At 70.9% G+C, this 18,748-nt stretch carries 23 protein-coding genes and 1 pseudogene; 15 read left to right on the top strand and 9 right to left on the bottom strand.

Annotated features, from left to right (window positions below; all coding sequences use genetic code 11):
* The 7 genes and pseudogenes from ACWCQ6_RS23500 to ygfZ all read left to right on the top strand — a co-directional run.
* Nucleotides 1–94, top strand: a pseudogene (locus ACWCQ6_RS23500) (hypothetical protein); the annotation flags it as partial.
* Nucleotides 95–114: 20 nt separating this feature from the next.
* Complete coding sequence (locus ACWCQ6_RS23495) at nt 115–819, top strand: hypothetical protein (protein WP_451092166.1); 705 nt, start codon at nt 115–117, stop codon at nt 817–819.
* Nucleotides 816–1,640 (top strand): hypothetical protein, encoded by an 825-nt coding sequence (locus ACWCQ6_RS23490; protein WP_451092164.1) that lies wholly within the window; start codon nt 816–818, stop codon nt 1,638–1,640. The genes ACWCQ6_RS23495 and ACWCQ6_RS23490 overlap by 4 nt, the downstream gene beginning before the upstream one ends.
* The gene (locus ACWCQ6_RS23485) at nt 1,637–2,482 is read left to right on the top strand and encodes a hypothetical protein (protein WP_451092162.1); all 846 of its coding nucleotides are present in this window, start codon (nt 1,637–1,639) and stop codon (nt 2,480–2,482) included. The genes ACWCQ6_RS23490 and ACWCQ6_RS23485 overlap by 4 nt, the downstream gene beginning before the upstream one ends.
* 334 nt (nt 2,483–2,816) lie before the next feature.
* The gene (locus ACWCQ6_RS23480; RefSeq protein WP_451092160.1) at nt 2,817–3,389 is read left to right on the top strand and encodes an FABP family protein; all 573 of its coding nucleotides are present in this window, start codon (nt 2,817–2,819) and stop codon (nt 3,387–3,389) included.
* 60 nt (nt 3,390–3,449) lie between these two features.
* Nucleotides 3,450–3,917: a Fur family transcriptional regulator gene (locus ACWCQ6_RS23475; RefSeq protein WP_451092158.1), complete on the top strand. Its 468-nt coding sequence runs from the start codon at nt 3,450–3,452 to the stop codon at nt 3,915–3,917.
* Nucleotides 3,918–4,021: 104 nt separating this feature from the next.
* Complete coding sequence (gene ygfZ / locus ACWCQ6_RS23470) at nt 4,022–4,987, top strand: CAF17-like 4Fe-4S cluster assembly/insertion protein YgfZ (protein WP_451092155.1); 966 nt, start codon at nt 4,022–4,024, stop codon at nt 4,985–4,987.
* A gap of 42 nt (nt 4,988–5,029) precedes the next feature.
* Here ygfZ and dtd read toward each other — a convergent pair whose 3' ends face one another.
* Nucleotides 5,030–5,479 (bottom strand): D-aminoacyl-tRNA deacylase, encoded by a 450-nt coding sequence (gene dtd / locus ACWCQ6_RS23465; RefSeq protein ID WP_451092153.1) that lies wholly within the window; start codon nt 5,477–5,479, stop codon nt 5,030–5,032.
* Between the two features lie 116 nt (nt 5,480–5,595).
* Between dtd and ACWCQ6_RS23460 the strand changes: the two genes are divergently transcribed.
* The 4 genes from ACWCQ6_RS23460 (at nt 5,596) to ACWCQ6_RS23445 (ending at nt 9,439) form a co-directional block, all read left to right on the top strand.
* A complete protein-coding gene (locus ACWCQ6_RS23460) occupies nt 5,596–6,198 on the top strand; it encodes an RsiG family protein (protein WP_451092151.1) in 603 nt (200 codons plus the stop codon).
* Between the two features lie 46 nt (nt 6,199–6,244).
* Nucleotides 6,245–7,228, top strand: a complete 984-nt coding sequence (locus ACWCQ6_RS23455) for an asparaginase (protein WP_451092149.1) — start codon at nt 6,245–6,247, stop codon at nt 7,226–7,228.
* A gap of 78 nt (nt 7,229–7,306) precedes the next feature.
* On the top strand, nt 7,307–8,557 hold the full coding sequence (locus ACWCQ6_RS23450) for a GNAT family N-acetyltransferase (RefSeq protein WP_451092147.1): 1,251 nt from the start codon (nt 7,307–7,309) through the stop codon (nt 8,555–8,557).
* A gap of 246 nt (nt 8,558–8,803) precedes the next feature.
* The gene (locus ACWCQ6_RS23445) at nt 8,804–9,439 is read left to right on the top strand and encodes a TetR/AcrR family transcriptional regulator (protein ID WP_451092145.1); all 636 of its coding nucleotides are present in this window, start codon (nt 8,804–8,806) and stop codon (nt 9,437–9,439) included.
* A gap of 27 nt (nt 9,440–9,466) precedes the next feature.
* Here the strand turns inward: ACWCQ6_RS23445 and ACWCQ6_RS23440 are convergent, their stop codons facing one another.
* From ACWCQ6_RS23440 to ACWCQ6_RS23410, 7 genes are all read right to left on the bottom strand, one after another.
* Nucleotides 9,467–9,928, bottom strand: coding sequence for a DUF2199 domain-containing protein (locus ACWCQ6_RS23440; RefSeq protein ID WP_451092170.1), 462 nt, complete (start codon nt 9,926–9,928; stop codon nt 9,467–9,469).
* Between the two features lie 115 nt (nt 9,929–10,043).
* Entirely contained in the window at nt 10,044–11,042 is a 999-nt protein-coding gene (gene galE / locus ACWCQ6_RS23435) for a UDP-glucose 4-epimerase GalE (protein ID WP_451092143.1), read from the bottom strand.
* Between the two features lie 120 nt (nt 11,043–11,162).
* Complete coding sequence (locus ACWCQ6_RS23430; RefSeq protein WP_451092141.1) at nt 11,163–11,783, bottom strand: hypothetical protein; 621 nt, start codon at nt 11,781–11,783, stop codon at nt 11,163–11,165.
* 209 nt (nt 11,784–11,992) lie between these two features.
* A complete protein-coding gene (locus tag ACWCQ6_RS23425) occupies nt 11,993–12,145 on the bottom strand; it encodes a hypothetical protein (protein WP_451092139.1) in 153 nt (50 codons plus the stop codon).
* Nucleotides 12,146–12,156: 11 nt separating this feature from the next.
* A complete protein-coding gene (locus ACWCQ6_RS23420; RefSeq protein ID WP_451092137.1) occupies nt 12,157–13,236 on the bottom strand; it encodes a MerR family transcriptional regulator in 1,080 nt (359 codons plus the stop codon).
* A gap of 249 nt (nt 13,237–13,485) precedes the next feature.
* Nucleotides 13,486–14,007 (bottom strand): ATP-binding protein, encoded by a 522-nt coding sequence (locus ACWCQ6_RS23415; protein ID WP_451092135.1) that lies wholly within the window; start codon nt 14,005–14,007, stop codon nt 13,486–13,488.
* Between the two features lie 290 nt (nt 14,008–14,297).
* Nucleotides 14,298–14,540 (bottom strand): hypothetical protein, encoded by a 243-nt coding sequence (locus tag ACWCQ6_RS23410; protein WP_451092133.1) that lies wholly within the window; start codon nt 14,538–14,540, stop codon nt 14,298–14,300.
* A gap of 32 nt (nt 14,541–14,572) precedes the next feature.
* Between ACWCQ6_RS23410 and ACWCQ6_RS23405 the strand changes: the two genes are divergently transcribed.
* The 4 genes from ACWCQ6_RS23405 to ACWCQ6_RS23390 all read left to right on the top strand — a co-directional run bounded on the left by ACWCQ6_RS23405 (nt 14,573) and on the right by ACWCQ6_RS23390 (nt 17,329).
* Nucleotides 14,573–15,238: a maleylpyruvate isomerase family mycothiol-dependent enzyme gene (locus ACWCQ6_RS23405; RefSeq protein ID WP_451092131.1), complete on the top strand. Its 666-nt coding sequence runs from the start codon at nt 14,573–14,575 to the stop codon at nt 15,236–15,238.
* A gap of 342 nt (nt 15,239–15,580) precedes the next feature.
* Entirely contained in the window at nt 15,581–16,150 is a 570-nt protein-coding gene (locus ACWCQ6_RS23400; RefSeq protein WP_451092129.1) for a helix-turn-helix domain-containing protein, read from the top strand.
* Between the two features lie 27 nt (nt 16,151–16,177).
* The gene (locus ACWCQ6_RS23395) at nt 16,178–16,846 is read left to right on the top strand and encodes a hypothetical protein (RefSeq protein ID WP_451092127.1); all 669 of its coding nucleotides are present in this window, start codon (nt 16,178–16,180) and stop codon (nt 16,844–16,846) included.
* A gap of 150 nt (nt 16,847–16,996) precedes the next feature.
* Entirely contained in the window at nt 16,997–17,329 is a 333-nt protein-coding gene (locus ACWCQ6_RS23390; RefSeq protein ID WP_451092125.1) for a DUF2516 family protein, read from the top strand.
* Here the strand turns inward: ACWCQ6_RS23390 and ACWCQ6_RS23385 are convergent.
* Nucleotides 17,311–18,693 (bottom strand): PP2C family protein-serine/threonine phosphatase, encoded by a 1,383-nt coding sequence (locus ACWCQ6_RS23385; RefSeq protein WP_451092123.1) that lies wholly within the window; start codon nt 18,691–18,693, stop codon nt 17,311–17,313. The two genes, ACWCQ6_RS23390 and ACWCQ6_RS23385, sit on opposite strands and share 19 nt — an antisense overlap.
* Nucleotides 18,694–18,748 lie beyond the last annotated feature (55 nt).

Here is an 18,748-nt window from a genome sequence, read left to right as displayed (position 1 = left end):
CGGCGTCGTCCCGGAGATCGCCTCCCGCGCCCATCTGGAGGCGATGGTCCCCACCATCGAGCGCGCCCTGAAGGAGGCCGGGATCAGCGCCCGCGCGGGCGTACCGCGCTGATCGTGGCCGCTGCCGCGGTGCTCGGCATCGCGGGCGGCACCGCCGTGGGCTACGACGTACAGGCCAAACGCGCCCCGACCCCGCTGCCCGCCCTGTCGCAGCCCGATCTGGCGTACCCGGCGAAGGCGCTGCCCCCGGGCAAGGCTCCCGACCCGCTGCCCGCGTCCCAGGACCGCCGGGTCAGGACCGACGGCGACCTGCGCAAGCTGATCGCCGACCGGCCCGCGGGCTGGAGCGACGACGACAGCTCGGTGCTGGGCAACGACGACGGCTGGCTGGACACGGACGTCTACGCCGGCCTCTACGAGGAGGAGGGCTCCATGTACGAGTACCTCCTGCAGGCCGGCATCCGCCGGGTAGCGAGCGCCGCCTGGACGCGTGGGCAGAACCGCACCGCCGAGACATTTCTCGTGCAGTTCGGCTCGACAACCTTCCATGGGGCCAAGGACTTCGCCGAGGAGCAGACCAGGTACATGCCCGGAACCGGGACCGGTGCGGGCGGCAACGGCGGTGCGATCGAGGGCAGCGGCAACGGCCGCTACTACGTCTACGAGGTCGAGCGGAACCCGGGCCATCTGCCCTTCTACCGCGCCAGGGCCACCTTGTACCGCGGTGACATCATGGCCGACATCTACCTCTCCGACACCGTTCCGATCAGCAAGAACGACATCCGGACGTTGGCCGAGAGACAGCTGGAGCGCCTGTGAACGACGTGACCACCGAGGCGGGCACACAGGCAGCCGCGCCCGACGAGAACACCACCACCACAGCCACCACAGCCCCCTCGGGCCGTCCGCGCCGGGTGATCCTCACGGCGCTCCCCGCCGTGCTGGTGCTCGCAGCAGTCGGGGGCGCCGCCGCGTACACCGGGAGCGTGGTGGACGGCGCCGACCGCGGCACCAGGACCCGTCTCTGGGAGAAGCCCGCGCACGAGCCGGGCAAGGACCCGGCCGGCGACGTGTCCCGGGGCCGGGCCTCCACCGCGCTCAGCAAGTTGCTGCTGCCGGTCCCCGCCGGCTACCGGCTCGGCCCCGACAACGGGGAGCTGGGCAACGACGGCGAGCTGAGCGGCAAGAAGGCGGCCGCCGCCATGAAGCAGAGCGCCCGAGGCCTCGCGGGCAGGGAGCGCCGGGCCTACGAGAAGCGGGTCGACGAGCTCCGTATCGAGGGCATCGCCACCCGTACGTACGCCGACGACGGCAACACCCTGGTGATCGGCACCGAGATCATGCGGATGAAGGACAAGAAGGCCGTCCGCAACCTCCACACCTTCAGGACGGGCCTCCTGGAGTCCATCGACGCCTTCCGCGCGGAGCCCCGGATCGAGGGGCACACCAGGAACGCCAGGTGCTACGTCCCGCCCAAGGACAGCGGGGACGAGATCGAGTCGATGAACTGCCTCGCGTACGACGGCGAACTGAGCATCGAAGTCACGGCGTCCGGGACCGGGCCGTTCGACAGGGCGGCCGTCGCCGAACTCCTGAAGGACCAGCTCGACCACATCGCGTCCCCGGGGGAGTACGTATGACCGTGCAGACGGCGGAAACGTCCGCCACGACCTCGCCGGACACGGTCGGCGCACCCGCCGGGGCCGCCCCCGTGCCACCGGCGCCGAAGCCGCCGCGGCGGGTCCTGCGGGCCGTCGCCCGGTGGGCCGTCGCCGCCCTGGTCTTCGGGGGGCTCGGCGCCGGTACGGCCTTCGGCATCACGTCGATGGAACGCACCGACGTGCCCGGTCTGGCCACCAGGAGCGACGGCCGCTGGGACTATCCCGAGCTCAGCCTGCCCGCGCTCCCGGCCGGCGCGCCCCGCCCGTACAGCGACGGCAACGTCGCCGAGATCCACCACGCCGACCTGCGGCGCCTGCTGCTGCCCGCCCCGGCCGGGGCGACCGTGGACAAGAAGCTCGACGGCGGCTGGGTGAGCACGGAGCAGTACCTCTCCGAGTACGCGAGGAGCGAGCGCCCCGCCCTCGGGCGGCTGCTCGACGACTCGGCCCCGCGGCACATCGCCGCGCGCGGCTGGACCATGCCGGACGGCACATCGACCCGGATCTATCTCATCCGGTTCAACTCGACGGCCTTCGCCCAGGGCCTCTTGGACTCGATCATCGTCACCGGCTCCGCGGTGCCGCTCGTCGGGACGTCCGAGACGGTGCTCGACGAGGAATGGGCCGGCAGCAAGGTGGAGGGCACCTCGTCCTACGTGTACGACGAGGTGAAGCCGTACGGCGAGGCACGGGTCCGCCAGGGCTACGTGGTCGCCGGCGACACGCTCGCCCTCGTCGTCCAGTCCCGCAAGGGCCGGGAGGACACCCGGACCGTCCCGTTCCACCAGGCGCTGATCCTGCAGAACCAGCTGCTGGGCTGACCTGCCCCCACGGCGGTCCCCGGGCAAGCCCCGGACCGGCGGGCCGGGCCCCAACCCATTAGGCTGGGGCCCGGCCCCGTACTGCTGCCATAACGCTCGTTGCAAGGAGTTCCCGTGCTTGAGGCATTCTTCTCCGCCCTGCTGGTCCTGGTCTGCGTCGGCGTGCTCGCCTTCGCAGGTGTGACCGTGAAGAAGCTCTACCAGGGTCAGCGCTGACCACTGCGCGCACGCCCCGCCTCCGCTCGCGCGGGTGCCCCGTCACGGCAAGGTGACACTTCGCACCCGATGTGTCACGTTCGCAGCCACCCCACCTCACAGATCGTCTGAGCCGCTCATGATCGAGATCCCGTCCGACCTCCACCCGGACCTCGTCCCGTTGGCCTTCCTCCTCGGCAACTGGGCGGGCGCGGGTGTCTCCGACTTCCCCGGCGCCGAGCAGTGCAACTTCGGCCAGGAAGTCTCCTTCAGCCACGACGGCCGGGACTTCCTGGAGTACGTCTCGCACACCTGGGTGCTCGACTCCGAGGGCAAGAAGGTCAGGCCGCTGGAGTCCGAGTCCGGCTACTGGCGCATCGACAAGGACCGCAAGGTCGAGGTCGTCATGTCCCGCGACCAGGGCGTCATCGAGATCTGGTACGGCGAGCTGGCCGACCAGAAGCCGCAGATCGACCTGGTCACCGACGCGGTGGCCCGGACCGCGGCCTCCGGCCCGTACAGCGGTGGCAAGCGGCTGTACGGCTATGTGAAGAGCGACCTGATGTGGGTCGGCGAGAAGGCCACCCCCGAGGTGGAGCTGCGTCCGTACATGTCGGCGCACCTCAAGAAGGTCGTCAGCCCGGAAGAGGTCGAGGCGATGGCGAAGAGCCTCGGCGACCTGCCGGACGACGGCATCGCCTTCTTCAAGTAGTCCGCAAGTAGTCCGCAAGTAGTCCGCGGGCGGGTGCTCACCCGGTCCTACACTGGGCGTGTGGTGAGCACCGACTGGAAGACCGATCTCCGGCAGCGCGGCTACCGGCTGACGCCGCAGCGGCAGCTTGTTCTGGAAGCCGTCGACACGCTGGAACACGCGACACCCGACGACATCCTCTCCGAGGTCCGCAGGACCGCGTCCGGCGTGAACATCTCCACCGTCTATCGGACCCTCGAACTCCTGGAGGAGCTGGGTCTGGTCAGCCACGCCCATCTGGGACACGGGGCGCCCACGTACCACCTGGCCGACCGTCACCACCACATCCATCTGGTCTGCCGTGACTGCACGGACGTCATCGAGGCCGATGTCGACGTCGTCGCCGAGTTCACCGCGAAGCTGAAGGGCAGCTTCGGGTTCGACACGGACATGAAGCACTTCGCGATCTTCGGCCGCTGTGCCGGATGCACGGCGAAGGCGGAAGCCGGCCGGACGCCCGCCGACGAGGCGGCCGGCCCCAAGTCCTAGGCCCGTCGGCCCCAAGTCCTGGGCCCGTCGGCCCCAAGTCCTGGGCCCGTCGGCCCGGGGGCCTCTCCAGCGGCCTCGTTCGTACCGCGTCGTACGCTGGTCGCATGAAGAGCCCCCTGCTGTCCCTGCCCGGCGCCGTCCCCGCCGAAGGCCGCGACGAAGGCGTCGCCGCGCACTACGGCGACCTGTTCCGCGAGCAGCGCGCCCTCGCCGACGGCTCCGGCCTCGTCGACCTCTCGCACCGCGGCGTCGTCACCGTCACCGGCAGCGACCGGCTGGCCTGGCTGCACCTGCTGCTCACCCAGCACGTCAGCGAACTCGCCCCGGGCCAGGCCACCGAGGCCCTGATCCTCACCGCCAACGGGCACATCGAGCACGCCCTCTACCTCGTCGACGACGGCGAGACCGTGTGGATGCACGCCGAACCGGGCACCCAGGGCGACCTCATCGCCTACCTGGAGTCCATGAAGTTCTTCTACCGGGTCGAAGTCGCCGACCGCACCGAGGACTTCGCCGTGGTGTACCTGCCGGCCGGCTCCATCGCGGAGGTCCCGGACGGCGTGACGGTACGGGAGACGGCGTACGGCCGGGACCTCTTCCTGCCCCGAGCGGACCTGGAGGCGTACGCGGCGGCGCACGGCCCGGTGGCCGGCATCCTGGCGTACGAGGCACTGCGCGTGGAGGCGCACCGCCCGCGCCTCGGCTTCGAGACCGACCACCGCACCATCCCGCACGAGCTGGGCTGGATCGGCACCGCCGTACACCTTCAGAAGGGCTGTTACCGCGGCCAGGAGACGGTGGCCCGGGTGCAGAACCTGGGCAAGCCGCCGCGCCGGCTGGTCTTCCTGCACCTCGACGGCAGCGAGGTCGTGCTGCCCGGACACGGCACACCGGTGCGGCTCGCCGCGGACGGTGCCGAAGGGCGCCAGCTGGGCTTCGTCACCACGTCCGCCCGCCACCACGAGCTGGGACCGATCGCGCTGGCCCTGGTCAAGCGGAACGTCGCGGTGGACGCCGAACTGCTCGCGGGGGACACTGCCGCGTCCCAGGAGACGGTCGTCGAGCCATAGGGCCGTCCGGGGCCGCGGTACCCCCCGATTGCCGGTCGGTCCTCAGACCTCGACGAGGACGGTGAACGGGCCGTGGTTCGTGAGCGAGACCCGCATGTCCGCTCCGAACCGGCCCGTCTCCACCTGCGCGCCCAGTGCCCGCAGCTGCTTCACCACCTCGTCCACCAGAGGTTCGGCGACCTCGCCGGGCGCCGCGGCATTCCAGGTGGGGCGGCGGCCCTTCCTGGCGTCCCCGTAGAGAGTGAACTGCGAAATCACCAGAAGTGGTGCATTCACATCGGAGCAGGACTTCTCGCCCTCCAGGACACGGAGCGACCAGAGCTTGCGGGCGAGCTGCGCCGCCTTCTCCGGGGTGTCCCCGTGGGTGACTCCCACCAGTACACACAGCCCCTCGCCGACTATTTCGCCGACCACATCGGGCCCACCGGACCCGTCCGCACCGTCGGTCACCGTGACGCTCGCGCCGTCCACCCTCTGCACCACTGCACGCATACAGACCAACCTATCTTGGGCTGAACGGGTACAGAGCATCCACACAGGGCCACTGGAGTGGCACCATGCTCGCAAGGCGGTGTGCCGACGCACCGGTCGAGGGGATGGACACAAGCATGAGTACCTATGGAACCGGGCAGTCCCCCGGTGCCGTACCGGCCGCGCGTACCGGCGCCAGCATCATGCGCCCACCGGTGCAGCGGACCGGTCACGGGCTGGAGGACGGCCTGTCCGCCGGGCCGCAGCCCGAGCTGGGCGCCCTGCGGCTGCCGGAGCTGCGCACGCTGCGCCGCGACTCGCAGCGCGACGAGGCCGACCTCAGCTATGTGCGCAGGCTCGTCCAGGGCCGGATCGACATCCTGCGGGCCGAACTGGCCCGGCGGCTGGATCCGGAGGCACCGGTGGTGGACCGGCTCTCGGAGATCCTGGCCGACCCTCCGCCCCAGCACCGCTCCTCCGCCCGGCACGTCACGCTCACCACGCCGCGCAGCGACGAGTACCGCCGACTGGCCGCCGAGACGCTCGCCGAGGTCGAACTCTCCGATCTCGACGCCCGTACGGACGAGGAGCTGCACACCGCGATGGGACGCCTGGTCCGCTACGAACAGCAGGTCTCCCGCCGCCGTCACCAGCTGCAACGCACCACTGACGATTGCAGCGCGGAGATCGCCCGCAGGTACCGTGACGGGGAAGCACAAGTAGACGACCTGCTCGCCTGAAGCGATCCTTCCGGGGGCGGGTTCCGCCCGTCCCCGGAAGGCCACCATGACCTCCAGCGCCGCCCCCGCTGCCCCATCCGCGATATCCCCCGCCCTCCCCGTCCTGGCCGAGGTCGTGCGGTCCGGTTTCGTGGAGGGCCGTCACCGGGGTTCGCTGGTCGTGCTGGCCGCCGACGGCAGCGTGGAACGGTCGCTGGGCGATCCGACGGTGCCGGTCTTCCCGCGCTCCTCCAACAAGCCGATGCAGGCCGCGGCCGTGCTGCGGGCCGGGCTGGACCTGTCGGGGGAGCGGCTGGCGCTGGCCGCCGCGAGCCACTCCGGCGAGGGCTTCCACCTGGAACTCGTCCGCACGATGCTCGCCGAGCACGGGCTGACCCCCGGCGATCTGCAGACCCCGCCGGATCTGCCGCTGGACCCGGCGGAGGCGGAGACGTACCTCGCCGCGGGCCGGGTGCGGGAGCGGATCACCATGAACTGCTCCGGCAAGCACGCGGCGATGCTCGCGGTGTGCGCGGTGAACGGCTGGGACCGGGAGACCTACCTCGACCCGTCGCACCCGCTCCAGCAACTGGTCCACCAGGTCGTCGAGGAGGCGGCCGGCGAGCCGGTCACGGCGGTCGGGACGGACGGGTGCGGTGCGCCGCTGATGGCGATCAGCCTGGTGGGCCTGGCACGGGCCTTCCGCTCCTTCGTGCTGGCCGAGCCGGGGACGGCGGAGCGCCGGGTGGGGGACGCGATGCGGGCCCACCCCGAGTACGTGGCCGGAACCAGGCGCCCCGACACCTGGCTGATGCGGGAGGTGCCGGGCGCGCTCTCCAAGATGGGCGCCGAGGCGGTGCAGGCGGTGGCGCTGGCGGACGGCCGGGCACTGGCCTTCAAGATCGACGACGGTGCGACCCGGGCGCTCGGTCCGGTACTGGCCCGAGCGCTGCGGCTGCTCGGCATCGACGCCCCGGTGGTCTCCCGGATCGGACACACGCCGCTGCTGGGCGGTGGCGGGGAGGTCGGCGAGATCCGGGCGGCCTTCTGACCCGATCCGGCCCGCCCGCCCTGGCGTTGGCGGAAAACCGGGCGACATCCCGCGCGTTGTGTGCCTAGCGTGGCCCGCATGGCTCCTGACGTCCGTACGATCACCGCCGCCGAGTTCCCCGACTGGCTGCGCGCCAAGCGCACCGGTTTCCTGCAAGTACCGACGGGGACGGAAGAGGAGGCGGAACGACGCCTTCCGCACACGGATCTCGCCCGCACGCAGGGCGCGTTCGACGGTGGGCGGTGCGTGGCCACGTTCCGTTCCTTCGCGCAGGAACTCACGGTCGTCGGCGGTGCGACGGTCCCGGCCGACGCGGTCTCCAACGTCACGGTGTCCCCGACGCACCGCCGCCGCGGGCTGCTCAACCGGATGATGGCCGCAGACCTCGCGGCGGCGAAGGAACGCGGTGACGTGGTCGCCACGCTGATCGCCGCCGAGTACCCGATCTACGGGCGGTACGGCTTCGGCCCGGCGGCCTGGACCACCGAATGGGAGATCGACGTACCGAGGGCGGGCCTCGACCCGCACTGGCCGGGCCCGTCCGAGCAGGACGGCGGCCGGATCGACCTGGTGAGCGGCGCGGACGTGCGCAAGCTGGGCCCGGTGCTGCACGACCGGCTGCGCGCCCGGCAGCACGGGGTGATCAACCGCGACGAGCGCTGGTGGGCCCTGAGCACCGGCGAGATCCAGCCCGGCCCCGAGCCCTGGACGGAGCCCTTCTTCGCGGTCTACAGCAACGCGGCCGGCGAGGTGGACGGCCTGATCGTCTACCGCGCCGACGACAAGTGGGGCGACGCCAAGCAGCCGCTGAACCGGGCCACGGTGCTCGGGCAGATCGCCGTCACCCCGGCCGCCGAGCGTGCGCTGTGGCACTTCGTCTGCTCGATCGACTGGATCACCACGGTCCGTTCCGGCTACCGCGCCCCCGATGACCTGCTGCCCCTCCTGCTCCCGGATCCGCGCGCGGCCCGCGTCGTGACCCAGGCGGACTGGCTGTGGGTGCGCGTCCTGGACGTCGTACGCGCCCTGGAGGCCCGCACCTACGCGGCAGCCGGCACGCTCACCCTCGACATCCACGACGCCACGGGCCTGACCGCCGGCCGGTACCGCCTCGAAGCCACCGCCTCCGGCGCCACCTGCACCCCCACCACGTCCGGCGCCGACCTCGCCCTGGACGTACGGGAGCTGGGCACCCTCTACCTGGGCGACGAGTCCCCCACCCGGCTGGCGGCCCTGGGCCGCGTCGAGGAGCTCACACCGGGCGCGGTGGCGCTGGCGGAGACGATGCTGCGGGCGGGGCGGCGGGCGTGGTGCCCGGACGAGTTCTGAGGTCCGCCGCCGGACCGGGCTCCTCGCCGTGCGCCCGGCGGCGCTCCCGCCCGGTCGTCGGTGGGCACGACGGGTGCCCGGTACGCGCAGCCGTTTACGCATCGCGTCAACGTGGCTCGCCCCGGTCACCACCCCACACATGCGGATTGTTCCCCTCCAGTTGTCGGTTCCCGGCCGGTCGGGGGCGCGTGCGACCGCTTGCGGAGGCCGAGTCCGGTAGGAGTCCGGGGCGTACGCTTCGTGGTCATGGACGGAGAGAAGCCGGGGAACGAGCAGATGAGTCTGCGGGAGCGGAAGAAGCGGCTGACCTATCAGGCGGTCTCCGAGGCCGCGATCGCGATGTTCCTGGAGCGGGGCTTCGACAAGGTCTCGGTGGCGGAGGTGGCGGCCGCGGCCGACATCTCGAAGCCGACACTGTTCCGGTACTTCCCGGCCAAGGAGGACCTGGTCCTGCACCGGTTTGCCGACCACGAGGACGAGGCGGCCCGCGTGGTCGCCGCCCGTGCGGACACCGAGTCCCCCCTGGACGCCCTGCGCCGCAACTTCCTGGACGGCCTGGAGCGGGGCGACCCGGTCACCGGGCTCTGCGATGTGCCGCAGGTGCTGGCCTTCCAGCGACTGCTGTACGGGACGCCGTCCGTGGTGGCCCGCCTGTACGCCTATCAGAGCCGCTCGGAGGCGGCGCTCGCCCGTGTGCTGGGCGGCCGGGTGGAGGACAGGCTGGCCGCGGGCCAGATCATTGCCGTACTGCGCATCCTGGCCCTGGAGAACTGGCGGCGGATCGACGCGGGGGAGAGCGCGGAACAGGTGTACGCGGACGCGGTCGAGTCGGCCGAACTCGCCTTCGTGCAGCTGCGGACGGGGCTCGGGGAACAGCGTTAACGGCGGGTCCGGGCGGGGCGCGGGCGCTCAGGCGCGGGCGTCGTCGGCGTGCAGCACCGCTTCGGCGATCTCCCGCACCCGGTCGCGCGTGATACCGGTGCGCTGCTCCACGGCGAGGGGGTGGTCGGTGGGCTCCAGCTCGATGCGGGGGCGCAGGCCGATCGGACGGGTGTGGGCGTTGGTCTTGAGGTTGGTCGTCCGGGGCGAGTACAGCCCCAGCTCGGTGCTCAGCCAGCCGAAGTACGGCTTCTCGGACTCGCGGCCCGGGGTCTCCCACACATCGAGGGCGCGGGCGAAGTTCTCCCGGCTGAGCGAGACCCACACGCCCCAGGAGAACGGCTCCTCGCTGCCGAACACGGGTATCTCGATCAGGCCCTTGATGAAGTAGTGCTCGTGCCTGACGATGCACTGGTCTGAGGAGAGCATGCTGTCCGGGTCGCTCTCCAGGCTCGCGTCCCAGACGTCGGGTGCCATGGTCGAGTACCCCATCGGGAGTTCCGCGTGGTGTTCGCCGCAGCAGGAGCAGGTGTAGCCGTGGTCGATAGCCATGGGCGGATCCTAAGGGCTGTCCCTTGATCCCCGGCGGGCGTACGGAGCCGCGGACCTATGCGGAGTCGCCGAGCACGTCCTCGCGTACGGCGGCCCACTCCAGGGAGTGGCGGATGCCCTCCGTCAGCGAGTACTGCGGCCGCCATCCCAGCAGCCGCTCCGCCCGGTCGCTCCGGGTGTAGGCCCCCGCGGTGTCGCCCGGCCGGGGTTCGACGTCGACGGACGGCACGGGGGTGTCGACCACCTCGTTGAAGGCATCGAGGAGTTCGCGCACGGTGGTGCCCGTGCCGGTGCCCAGGTTGACGGTGGTGGAGCCGGCCTCCGGCAGGACGGCGTCGAAGGCGCCGAGCGCGGCCACGTGTGCGGCGGCCAGGTCCCAGACATGGACGTAGTCCCGGATGCCGGAACCGTCGCGCGTGGGGTAGTCGGTCCCGGTGACCCGGAACGGAATGCCCTCCTCCTGCGCCTGGATCATCTTGCCCAGAGCATGGCTCGGTCGCCGTAGCTGGAGTCCGGTGCGCATCTTCGGGTCCGCGCCGATCGGGTTGAAGTAACGCAGGGACAGCACCCGGAGCGGCTGGGTGGCGGCGATGTCGGCGAACATCGCCTCGCACACCGCCTTGGTGCGCGCGTACGGGCTCTGCGGGTCGACGGGGGAGTCCTCGTCGACGGTCAGATCCGCACCGGCGGCGTAGATGGAGGCGGACGAGCTGAAGATCATGCGGGTGCAGCCGTTGCGCAGCAGATGGCCGACGAACTCCAGGGACTTGGCCACGTTGGCCCGGTAGTAGCCGACCGGGTCGGCGACCGAATCCGGGACCACGATCAGTGCCGCGCAGTGGACGACGGCATCGATGTCCGGGTGCTCGGCGAAGATCCGGTCGATCAGGGGGCCGTCCGCGATGTCGCCCTCGTGGAAGGCCCGGCCCTGTGCGAACTCCCGCCTGCCCGTGACCAGGTTGTCGAGGACGACGGGGGTGATCCCGGCGTCCGAGCAGGCGGACGCGACCGTGCTGCCGATGTACCCCGCGCCTCCGGCGATGAGGACCTTCATGCCGTGCCTGCCTCTCTGAGAACGTACGGCGATCGTAACGGGACGCCCTGGGTTCTCGTCGGCGACGCCGGATCGGCCGGGACGCGTGGGCCCCGGCCGGTCCGCAACGGCCGCCGCGGGTCAGCCGAGCGGCGAGGCGTGGCCCGGCCGGCAGCCGGAGGGGACGCTGTTGCCGCTGATGTCGAAGTCCCCGCAGGTGAGGAAGACATCGTTGAACTTGCCGAGCAGGAAGGCCAGTACGCCGACGAGCGCGACGACACCGATGACCGTCCTGCGCTGGTTCACGGAGAGCTCCGACTCCCCGAACAGCAGGAGCTGGAGGAGCACCCAGGTCAACAGCGGGGCGCCGATGACGCTGATGATGCCGCCGATCAGGAAGAGCGCCTCGCCCTGCCAGTTGCCGCTGCGCGGCACGACGGCGGCGAGGACGAGCCAGGCGCTGGGCAGCGCCAGGCAGGCCCAGTACACCCAGCCGTGGCGCGGCCCGCGCTCGCGCATCAGGAAGCCGGCCAGCAGCACGGCCGTCGACACCGCCCAGAGGGTGAGCATCTGGTAGTAGAAGATGACGTTGTAGGCGCCGAGCGTGAACGCGGGCTCCCAGACCGCCAGCGCTCCGCCACCCGCGATCACGGCGGTTCTCGGCACCACCGGGGCACCGTTGCGCGTGAGCCCGCGCCCGTGTCCCTGCCCGTGCCCGCGGCTTTGCGCCGCGGGGCTGGTGGCCGCGTTCTCGTCGTCCATGGCGTCATCCATGAGGATCCGTTTCCAGCATGGGGATATTTCCGGACACGTTACCCAGAGCCGAGCCTCTCCCCGCCCTGGTTCACCCGCTCCGCCAGGAAGTCCTCCCAGGTCCGCTCGCCCACAACGGCTCCCGCCGGAGAGGAGTTCTCTCCGGCGGGAGGTTCTCCCGGCCCGGGGCGCGCGGTCGGCCCCGCCCGGCGCCCGGACTACGGCGGCGGGCGCCGCGGAGGCGGTTGCGGGGTGGCGGCTGCCATGGCCCGGGGAGCCGGCTCGGATTCCTTGGCCAGTTGGGCGAGCCTGTATTGGTCGGCTTCACGGATGAGTTCCTCGGAGCGGATCCGGTGCAACATGAAGTGCATGCCGCTCGCTCCTACCGCTGGAGATCCACGACATCGGCCACCACGCAGCTGACGTTGTCCGGGCCGCCGGAGCCGTTGGCGAGGGCGACGAGTTCGCGGACCGCCTGCTCGGGTTCTTCGACCTCGCAGAGCACCCGGCGAATCTCCTCGGCACGCACGACGGTCGACAGGCCGTCGGAGCAGAGCAGGTACCGGTCTCCCTGCTGGGCGTCGTGCAGGCGCATGTCGGGGGTGCCGTCGGCTCCGTGGCCCAAGGCCCGTATCAACAGTGACCGCTGGGGGTGGGAGGCGGCCTCTTCCGGACTGATGCGTCCCTCGTCGACCATCGACTGCACCACGGTGTGATCGTGGGTGATCTGGAACAGTTCCCCGTCGCGCAGGAGGTGGGCGCGGGAGTCGCCGATGTGGACGAGGGCCAGCTGTGATCCCGTCCAGAGCATCGCGGTGAGCGTGGTGCCGGCCTCTTCGGGTGACGAGCCGGGTCCGGCGACGCCGTTGACGGCCTGCTTGGCCTGCTCGACGGCGTCTTCGAGGACGTTGAGGAGCTCGCCCGACGGGATGCCGCCGGTTTCGAGGCGCTTGAGCACGTCGATGGCGGCCGCACCGGCCGGGGCTCCCGCGCTGCCGTAGCCGTCGGCGACGGCGAGCAGGCGCGACCCGGCGTAGGCGGTGTCCTGGTTGCTCTCGCGGACGAGGCCCCTGTCGGAAAGGGCGGCGTAACGGATTCCCAGGGGCTTGGTGGTCGCGGACATGGCAGGGTCCTTCCAGGAAAGATGGTCGATGAGGAAGGAAGCGAGGTCCCGCCGCGCGGCGGTGTCGGCCTCGGCCTGAGCCCAGAACGCGCGGATCTCCTGTGCCGCCGCGGCCGGCTCCAGCGCGCAGACCTGCCGGATACGGGCCAGGGGCATCCCCAGGCGTCGGAGCCAGGCGACCAGCCGGGCCTGCTCCAGCAGTTCCGGTGCGTAGAGGCGGTAGCCGGTCACCGGGTCGACGCGAGTGGGGGGCAGCAGGCCGAGCTCGTCGTAGAGACGCAGCGCCTTCGGCGACAGCCGGGACGCCTTCGCGAACGCCCCGATGGTCAGCAACCCCATGCTCATTCCTCCTCGGGCCGAGCACGCCGCCCGGCCCGACCGATGCTGGGGCTTCCCCCAAGGTGAAGGTCAACCAAGGGCTCTGCCCGGCTGCGTCCGACGGTCCCGACCGATGGCGAGCCGTCCTGTCCCGGCCGACGGCGAGTGCGGCCATGCCTTCGGAGCTGCCGAGCCGCATACGGCGCCCCTGCCCGTGGCGGCCCGCGCTGCCGCCCTCGCCCGCTGCGCAGGCCGCGACCATCGCGGACCTCAGCTCCTGACGGCCTCCGCGATCTGCAGGGCGGCCTGGGCAGGCGTGAGGTGCGTGGTGTCGACGACCTCGGCCTCGTCGTGCAGCCATGTGCGAGCCGCCTCGGCGTAGGGCTCAAGGTGTTCGAGACGGAATGAGGAGGGACCCATGACGGTGTCCCCTTCGATGCGCCCGCGGAGGGTGTCCTGGTCGGCGTGGAGGACGAAGTGCCTCACGGGAATGGCGTGTTGGGCAAGACCCGTGCTGATCTCGCGCCAGTACTGCTCGACCAGGACGGTCATGGGTATCACCAGAGAGCCGCCGGTGTAGTCGAGTACGTGACGTGCGGTCTCGACGACGAGCGGCCGCCACGGCGGCCAGTGCTGGAAGTTGCCCGTCCAGGGCAGCCCCGGCGTGATGTCCATGAGCGTCTCGCCGACCTTCTCGGCGTCGAACACCCGTGAATCCGGTATCAGCTGCTGTACGAGCGCACTGGTCGTCGTCTTGCCTGCGCCGTGGGTGCCGTTGAGCCATACGATCATGGGGGCAACGCTAGTCCCTGCCTCCCTGTCTCCCTGTCTGTCTGCCTGGCGCTGTGCGGGCCGAGGGAACGGGCACAGCAGAGTCCTGGTCCTGGTACGGCTTCGGCGTTTCTCCTGGTGACGCCGACCACCGAGATCGGGTGTCACCCAACTCGAAGTCGCAACCAGCCGACGACTGCCGGCGGCCAGTGACTGTCCGGTCTCGCTCAATCCGAAGGGGCAGCGCTTCAGGAGGCACCGCCTGGACCGGGAAGCTGAAGGCCTTATCTCTCAGCCGGTACTGGTGGCGATCAATCCCGCCGTGAGTGGGCGGGGACTTCTGCGTGAGTGTCCGAGGCCACCCGAGTCGGGGCGGCGGCCACCAGCAGTGCGGCGAACGCGACGGGGGCGACTGTCTGGTATCCGATCCAGACCTCACCCCCGGCGCTGCTGCCCTGTCGCGCCATCAGAAGGCCGACAAGGGCCGCCAACACCCAGCCGCTGTCGTAGGCGACCATGAGTAGCGTGTATGTGCGCAGCGGTCGCCTGCGCACATATCGGGATCCGTGACAGGAGGCCCTCCCGTATGACTGATCCGGCAGTGACCGCGGCCCGCGGCCGCGGAACCGGGGTCTGGCCCTTGATCCGCGCCGAGCGAGCGGCGTTGGCGGTCGATCTCGCAGACATGACTGACGAGCAATGGGAAACTCCCTCGCTCTGCACGGGTTTGACGGTGCGTGAGGTGCTTGCGCACCTCACCGCGGGCGCGAGCCTCAACGCCGTGCGCTGGATGGCGGGGGTGATCAGTTGCCGGTTCGACTTCGACAAGCAGGTGGCCATGCGGCTGGCCGAGCAGTTGGGCACGACCCCGGCCGAGACCCTTGAGCGATTCCGGCGCATCATCCCGAGCACCACCAAGCCTCCCCTGCCTGCCATGGCCATGCTGGGCGAGACGATCGTGCACGGAGAAGACATCCGGCGTCCGCTGGGCATCCGCCGGGACTACCCGGTCGAGGTCGTCACCCAGGTGGCCGAGTACTACCAGGGCTCGGACCTTGTGGTCGTTGCCAAGGGACGCATCGACGGGCTGAAGCTCGTCGCGGATGACAGCCCGTTCACGACCGGTTCGGGGCTGCTCGTGTCCGGCCCCACCTTGGCTTTGGTGATGGCCATGACGGGACGCGCGACGTACTGCAACGAACTCGAAAGCGACGGCGCGGAACTCCTTCGCAGTCGCTGCGGGACAGTGTGACTGCGCTGCCATTCGGTTCGGTGGCGGCTGGCAGTTGACGGCGGGCATCGTCGCCGCGACGACCCCATCCGGGTCTCCGGGTACGCCGCCGACCAGCCACGACGACCGTAGACAGTGCAGAGGCGGCGTACCCGGAGGAGGCCGAGGCGCCTCACCAAATGCCCAGACATGACTGAGACGTCAGCACAGATGCCCGGAGATCTCCGAGGCTGCCCGGACATCACAGGGACAGGGAAACGGGCAACGAGTGAGCTGCGTCGCGCGGGGCCGGGCGAGTGGTGTGGCGCACTTTTGCAAGCGTCTGCTTGCAAAAGTTAGCAAGGGTGGCGCACCATCAGGGGTATGGCATCACTCAACGTCGGCAATCTCGGTGAGTATCTGCGCGAGCAGCGGCGCAATGCGCAGCTTTCGCTGCGGCAGCTCGCCGATGCCGCCGGGGTGTCCAATCCCTACCTCAGCCAGATCGAGCGCGGGCTGCGCAAGCCGAGCGCCGAGGTGTTGCAGCAGGTCGCCAAGGCGCTGCGGATCTCCGCCGAGACCCTTTACGTACGGGCCGGGATTCTGGACGAGCGGGAGCGGGAGGAGCTGGAGACGCGGGCGGTGATTCTGGCCGATCCGTCCATAAACGAGCGGCAGAAGAGTGTCCTGCTGCAGATCTACGACTCCTTCCGCAGGGAGAACGGGTTCGTGCCCGGGTCGGAATCCGGCGTCGCGGCCGGATCGGAGACCGGCGACGAATCGGGACCGGACACCGGTGCCGACACGGCTTCGAAGCTTTCGAAGGCCCCGAAGCCGTCAGCCCCTTCCACTCCTTCCACTCCTTCCACTCCTTCAAAGCCTTCGAAGGCTCCGAAGCCTTCAACGCCTTCAACGCCTTCAACGCCTTCAACGCCAGAGAAACCCTCACACTGAGTCTGATGATCCGGGAGGACCACAGTCATGGCCATCACCGATGACCTGCGCAAGACCCTCACCGACCCGACCCCCCTCTACTTCGCCGCCGGTACGGCCGATCTCGCCGTCGAGCAGGCGCGCAAGGTCCCGGCGCTGATCGAGCAGCTGCGTGCCGAGGCGCCGGAGCGTTTCGAGGCCGTGCGCAACACCGACCCCAAGGCCGTGCAGGAGAAGGTGGCCGCGCAGGCCAAGGAGGCGCAGGCCACCGTCCAGGCCAAGGTCACCGAGGTGATCGGATCCTTCGACAGCGACCTGCGGAAGCTGGGCGAGAACGCCCAGGACCTGGCGCTGCGGAGTCTGGGCGTGGCCGCGGAGTACGCGGTGCGGGCCCGGGAGACGTACGAGAAGGTCGCCGAGCGCGGCGAGCAGACCGTGAAGCACTGGCGTGGCGAGACGGCCGAGGAGATCGTCGAGATCGCCGTCGTCGTCGAGCCGCGCAAGGAGTCCAGGCCGACGGGTACCACCAGGACCGCGCCGGCCGCCAAGCCCGGTCGGCCGAAGGCCGCACCCGCGCCTAAGCCCGCGCCGAAGGCCGCACCGAAGCCCGCGCCGAAGGCCGCCAAGCCGGAGAGCAAGACCCCGGCCGCGCCCGCCAGGACGACGCCCGCGCGCAAGCCCGCCGCGAAGAAGACCACTCCGCCGAGCGCGAAGTAGCACCCAGGCGCCACGGCACCCTTGGCGGTGCTGTGGCGCCGCCGCGTGTAGCGGGGCGCGGGCCGGGCACTTTCAGGGGTGCCCGGGTCCGTTGTCCCGGTACCTTGGCCGTGAGGCGCGCTCATCCACTCACTAGGCGGTGCACACACCATGTTGCTCACAGGATTCAGCACATTCGTCTGGCTGCTCTACATGGTCATGCTCGCGCTGGCCGTGGTCGCACTGATCATGGCCGCGATGGCCCGTGAGGACGCCTACCGGGCCGCGGACAAGCAGAAGAAGTCCTTCTGGCTGCTCATCCTCGGCGTCACCGTCGCCGTGAATCTCTTCGTGCCGATGCTGTTCCTGCAGCTCGCGGGTGCGGTCGCCTCCATCGTCTTCCTGGTGGACGTGCGGCCCGCGCTCCGGGCGGTCTCGGGTGGTGGCCGGCGCGGCGGCTCCAGCAGCGACGGGCCGTACGGGCCCTACAACGGCGGGCGCTGAGCGTTCGCCGGGTTCGCGGCGCTCACGGGGGCCGTGGGTGGTGCCGATCCGGGGCGGGGGCGCGGGATGCTCCGGCCCCGGTCGCCGTTCGGGATCCGGCGGCGTACGCGTTCCTCGTCGCGGTCGAGCAGGAGGACCGCGACATCGTCGGTGAGTTCGCCGCCGTTCAGCTCCCGCACCTGGGTGACCGCGGCCTCCAGGAGATCCTCGCCGGTGAGCCCCTGGGCCAGCTGCTGGTTGATCATCGCGACCATGCCGTCCTGGCCCAGCCGCTGGGAGCCGGACGGGCCCACACGCCCCTCGATCAGTCCGTCCGTGTACATCATCAGGCTCCAGGAGCCGCCGAGCTCCACCTGCCGGCGCGGCCAGCGAGCGCGTGGCAGCAGGCCCAGGGCCGGTCCGCCGTCCTCGTACGGGAGAAGGTGCGCGGCCCGTCCGGGCCGGGCGATCAGCGGGGCGGGGTGGCCCGCCAGGCAGAGTCCGGCGCGCCGGCCGTCGGGGGCGATGTCGATGGTGCAGAGCGTCGCGAAGATCTCCTCGCTCTCCCGCTCGTGCTCCAGGACCTGCTGGAGGGTGGAGAGAAGTTCGTCGCCGCAGAGCCCGGCCAGGGTCAACGCCCGCCACGCTATGCGCAGTTCCACGCCGAGCGCCGCCTCGTCGGGGCCGTGCCCGCAGACGTCGCCGATCATTACGTGGACGGTGCCGTCGGGCGTGCGGACCGTGTCGTAGAAGTCCCCGCCGAGCAGCGCGCGGCTGCGGCCGGGGCGGTAGCGGGCCGCGAAGCGCAGATCGGAGCCTTCGAGCAGCGGAGTGGGGAGCAGGCCGCGTTCGAGGCGGGCGTTCTCCTGGGCGCTCAGGGTGGACTCGGTGAGCCGGCGCTGGGCGACATCGGCGCGCTTGCGCGCGACGGCGTACCGGATGGCGCGGCTGAGCAGCCGTCCGTCGAGTTCGTCGCGGCAGAGGTAGTCCTGGGCGCCGACCCGTACCGCCGCGGCGGCCAGCTCGGTGTCGTCCTCGGCCGTGAGAGCGAGGACGGCGTGGCGCGGGGCGATCCGCAGCACGTGCTTGAGGGCGGCGAGCCCATCGGCCTCCCCCGCGTCCCCGGGGCCGGAGGCACGGGTCTCGCTGCCGGTGGGCAGCGCGAGGTCCAGCAGGACACAGTCGACGTCGTCCGTGAGGAGCCGGCCCGCCTCGGTCAGATTGCGGGCGGTACGGATACGCACCCTCGTGCCGGCCGCGGCCGGGAGCTCGGGGACGGTGAAGGTGCCCGCCGGGTCGTCCTCGATCACCAGCAGGGTGAGGTCTGCGCCGTGGGAGGCCTCCGCAGCGGCTTCGGCGCCTTGCTGCGGTTCGGATACGGGCATCGGTTCGGTTTTCCTTCCCTCCCCCCGAGGGCGCGGGACGACGATCGACGACCCG

Source organism: Streptomyces sp. NPDC001880 (assembly GCF_053594575.1).
This window is presented reverse-complemented; position numbering and strand designations above follow the sequence as displayed.

Excerpts from the sequence above, each read along its gene's own strand:
- dtd (WP_451092153.1), bottom strand. The coding sequence starts at position 5,479 with ATGCGTGCAGTGGTGCAGAGGGTGGACGGCGCGAGCGTCACGGTGACC.
- galE (WP_451092143.1), bottom strand. The coding sequence starts at position 11,042 with ATGAAGGTCCTCATCGCCGGAGGCGCGGGGTACATCGGCAGCACGGTC.
- ACWCQ6_RS23420 (WP_451092137.1), bottom strand. The coding sequence starts at position 13,236 with ATGGGGTTGCTGACCATCGGGGCGTTCGCGAAGGCGTCCCGGCTGTCG.
- ACWCQ6_RS23425 (WP_451092139.1), bottom strand. The coding sequence starts at position 12,145 with ATGCACTTCATGTTGCACCGGATCCGCTCCGAGGAACTCATCCGTGAA.
- ACWCQ6_RS23485 (WP_451092162.1), top strand. The coding sequence starts at position 1,637 with ATGACCGTGCAGACGGCGGAAACGTCCGCCACGACCTCGCCGGACACG.
- ACWCQ6_RS23455 (WP_451092149.1), top strand. The coding sequence starts at position 6,245 with ATGACCTCCAGCGCCGCCCCCGCTGCCCCATCCGCGATATCCCCCGCC.
- ACWCQ6_RS23390 (WP_451092125.1), top strand. The coding sequence starts at position 16,997 with ATGTTGCTCACAGGATTCAGCACATTCGTCTGGCTGCTCTACATGGTC.
- ACWCQ6_RS23395 (WP_451092127.1), top strand. The coding sequence starts at position 16,178 with ATGGCCATCACCGATGACCTGCGCAAGACCCTCACCGACCCGACCCCC.
- ACWCQ6_RS23415 (WP_451092135.1), bottom strand. The coding sequence starts at position 14,007 with ATGATCGTATGGCTCAACGGCACCCACGGCGCAGGCAAGACGACGACC.
- ACWCQ6_RS23445 (WP_451092145.1), top strand. The coding sequence starts at position 8,804 with ATGGACGGAGAGAAGCCGGGGAACGAGCAGATGAGTCTGCGGGAGCGG.
- ACWCQ6_RS23460 (WP_451092151.1), top strand. The coding sequence starts at position 5,596 with ATGAGTACCTATGGAACCGGGCAGTCCCCCGGTGCCGTACCGGCCGCG.
- ACWCQ6_RS23440 (WP_451092170.1), bottom strand. The coding sequence starts at position 9,928 with ATGGGGTACTCGACCATGGCACCCGACGTCTGGGACGCGAGCCTGGAG.
- ACWCQ6_RS23450 (WP_451092147.1), top strand. The coding sequence starts at position 7,307 with ATGGCTCCTGACGTCCGTACGATCACCGCCGCCGAGTTCCCCGACTGG.
- ACWCQ6_RS23430 (WP_451092141.1), bottom strand. The coding sequence starts at position 11,783 with ATGGACGACGAGAACGCGGCCACCAGCCCCGCGGCGCAAAGCCGCGGG.
- ygfZ (WP_451092155.1), top strand. The coding sequence starts at position 4,022 with ATGAAGAGCCCCCTGCTGTCCCTGCCCGGCGCCGTCCCCGCCGAAGGC.
- ACWCQ6_RS23400 (WP_451092129.1), top strand. The coding sequence starts at position 15,581 with ATGGCATCACTCAACGTCGGCAATCTCGGTGAGTATCTGCGCGAGCAG.
- ACWCQ6_RS23480 (WP_451092160.1), top strand. The coding sequence starts at position 2,817 with ATGATCGAGATCCCGTCCGACCTCCACCCGGACCTCGTCCCGTTGGCC.
- ACWCQ6_RS23405 (WP_451092131.1), top strand. The coding sequence starts at position 14,573 with ATGACTGATCCGGCAGTGACCGCGGCCCGCGGCCGCGGAACCGGGGTC.
- ACWCQ6_RS23385 (WP_451092123.1), bottom strand. The coding sequence starts at position 18,693 with ATGCCCGTATCCGAACCGCAGCAAGGCGCCGAAGCCGCTGCGGAGGCC.